Annotated in this window: 4 protein-coding genes; all 4 read right to left on the bottom strand. The window is 55.9% G+C overall.

Translation table 11 applies throughout. The features are described 5' to 3' along the window. Nucleotides 1-73: 73 nt before the first annotated feature. The 4 genes from QCE58_RS33925 to QCE58_RS33910 are packed head-to-tail and all read right to left on the bottom strand — an operon-like array spanning nt 74 to nt 2,232. Complete coding sequence (locus QCE58_RS33925; RefSeq protein WP_250522769.1) at nt 74-607, bottom strand: GNA1162 family protein; 534 nt, start codon at nt 605-607, stop codon at nt 74-76. Further along, nucleotides 604-930, bottom strand: a complete 327-nt coding sequence (locus QCE58_RS33920; RefSeq protein ID WP_250522768.1) for a DUF4810 domain-containing protein — start codon at nt 928-930, stop codon at nt 604-606. Before QCE58_RS33920 ends, QCE58_RS33925 begins: the two co-directional genes overlap by 4 nt. Nucleotides 931-965: 35 nt before the next feature. Then, nucleotides 966-1,280, bottom strand: a complete 315-nt coding sequence (locus QCE58_RS33915) for a hypothetical protein (protein WP_250522767.1) — start codon at nt 1,278-1,280, stop codon at nt 966-968. Between the two features lie 7 nt (nt 1,281-1,287). Further along, nucleotides 1,288-2,232, bottom strand: a complete 945-nt coding sequence (locus tag QCE58_RS33910) for a CsgG/HfaB family protein (protein WP_250522766.1) — start codon at nt 2,230-2,232, stop codon at nt 1,288-1,290. Nucleotides 2,233-2,528: the final 296 nt, after the last annotated feature.

The raw sequence follows: 2,528 nt of genomic DNA, 5'->3' as shown, positions 1-2,528 counted from the left end.
CGGCGAACCGGTGCAAGACGATCGACCGGTTCAGCAGAAACTCGCCGCTTGAAATCGACCGTCACGATGCTGCTCATACACCACTCTTGACGTTAGCTCTCGGGTTGCCGGCACTCGCTGCTTGTGGCTGATAGACCATTGTTTGCTTGTGCGTCCAGAGGGTCTCCCCGGTGGTTCCGCTCTTCAACGCATAGCTCAAGTCGACGGTGACCGCCGTTGCCAAAATTGCATACTTCGCGTCCCACCGATTGATCGTGATATACATGATCGAGTCGGCACCAAACATCTTGCCAAGTGCTGTCGGGTCGTTTGCATGTACGAGGTCAGCGTCAGCGAGTCCGTCGTCCTCCATCACACGTTTCGTGAGGTTGACGGGAAAAACATAGTAACCGCGTTCAGCGAGCGGACGGCTGATGGTGGAGAGGAAGTAATCAGGCGCGTCGACGTCGACGCTCTTGTTGATTACCGGAACGACCAGAATGGAATGCGGATCTGCGTGCCGAAACGCCGAATAGTCGTTGTGAACGGGGACCGGTGCACATGCGGCCATCGACGCAATGCCTGCCAGAGCGAGGGTCAACCGTAGAAAGGATTGAGTGAGGCTCATTTCTTCGCTTCCTTCGTGCCGGAGGCAACGCGGATCATTGTCGTCATGAATGAAGTCGACTCAGGCCACGTCGACTTCTCTTTCTCGAAGAACACTGTGGCTTGCTTCGTGTCGCCGGCTTCGAGCAGGACTTCCCCATACTCGGCGTAGATGCCAGGTGGCACCTTCTGTCCAGATTGCTCGGCTTTGCTGATTGTCTCCGAGAGGTGCTGTGCAAATGCGGTGGTGTCGCCCGGCGTCTTGTAGTGCTGATACAGCGAGGACTCGTAGCTTCCCCATGCATATTTCGATTGCGGTGCGCAGGCGGCAGTCAGCGCTGCCAAGGTGCATACCGTCGCGAGTCTCCATGCTTTCATACTTATTGGCCTCCACTCGAAACATCGATTGCAACGGCTTCGCCGTCAGCGGCAAAGATTCGCTTTTCTACGAGGATCACACTGCCCTGTCGCACTTCGATTGCGTGTGGACCTTCTTCAATTGACATCACACCGTTGATCCCGTCATAACGGCTTGCATCGCCAAGCGACTGGCCGTCGAGCATCAACTCGCTGCCAGCGGGGGCGCCGACCAGGCGCAAGCTTGGTCGCGCGCTACCTGAAACAACCTGACTTACGGGCGTCGAGCAGCCTGCGAGCGCAGCGACGAGCGTTGCTACACAAAGGAATCGAATCATTTTGCTTTTACTCTGCGACGTACAGGGCTTTATCTCTCGTGACCGTTCCGCTCAGCACTTGAGCAACGGAACCTTCGTTAGTCTCACTGTCGCCAAAGTTGGCGCTCACGCGGATCGTCGCGATGGCAGTCGGCGGAAGCGCGATGGAGAAGCCTGTCTGGCCGCTTTGAATCGACTCGCCCGCCTTGTAGACGTGCAGCGTGTCGCCCGGCTTGATGCCTTGCAATGCGCCACCACTGATATAAAGCGTTGAGCCGTCCGCTTTGAGGATGTCGCTCTTCCAGGGACGCTCCTTGAGCTTGGTCATCATGCGTCCGATGACGTCGGAGATCGCGGCCGAGATTGCCTTGTCGTTGAGGGAGCCGTCGTAGTCGGCGCGACTGCCGAATCCCGCGACTTCGCCGGACTCGGTCGACGCTTCGCCCGTTCCAGATGCGGAGAAAAAGACGTATCCCGTTTTCACATCGACGAGGCGAAGCTCAACCTTTGCATGGGCGTGTTGAACCTTCGTGGCGCTCAGAAAGCCGGACGTCCCTGTCGTGCTACGCCCAAACTCCGTTACGGAACCGAGGATAAGCGCGTCGACGCCGACCAACGAACTATCTTTCGCGAGCATTTGCTCGGCAGTGACCTTTGCGATGTCCGGTCGTTCGAATACCAGAAACTGCTTCGATGCGACCAATCGGCTCGCAAGGATGTCGCTTGCCTGCTTGCCGAGTGGGTCGAGATTTGAGTCGGTGACGAACGTACGCCCATAACGCGTCTCGTTGCTGAATCGACCAATCGCGATCTTTCGCTTGACTGCCTTTGAGTCTGTCACGGACGTTGCGGTCTGTGCCGCTTGCTGCTGAATTCTAGAAACAGGCGCCTCTTTGACCTGTGGAGGCGTTGATACGGTAGCGCAAGAAGCCAGCAACACACCCAGTGCACTTATGACTAATGCTTGTTTCATGATTCCCCGATGACGCAGTCGAATAATTTTGAGGCAGTTCACTTTCAGGTCGAATCATCGACAAGGCGGCTCCATCTGCGGAATCGCTCGTAGATAGGTCACAGAGCGCTCCCGGACCGTGCCAAATTATCGAAAACTTACATATTCATTAACTACTTCTAGCGAGAATCTTTTTACGCATGTGAGTCTCAAAACCTTAGGGAAACGCTGATCAATGCACCAGCTGCCCAAGTTGCGGGCGAGGTGGCGTGGAATTTTCTGGATGACGAAGCGAATCGACGCTCAATTCAGTGAAT

The organism is Caballeronia sp. LZ028 (genome assembly GCF_031451415.1).
Lineage (GTDB): Bacteria > Pseudomonadota > Gammaproteobacteria > Burkholderiales > Burkholderiaceae > Caballeronia > Caballeronia zhejiangensis.
This window is presented reverse-complemented; position numbering and strand designations above follow the sequence as displayed.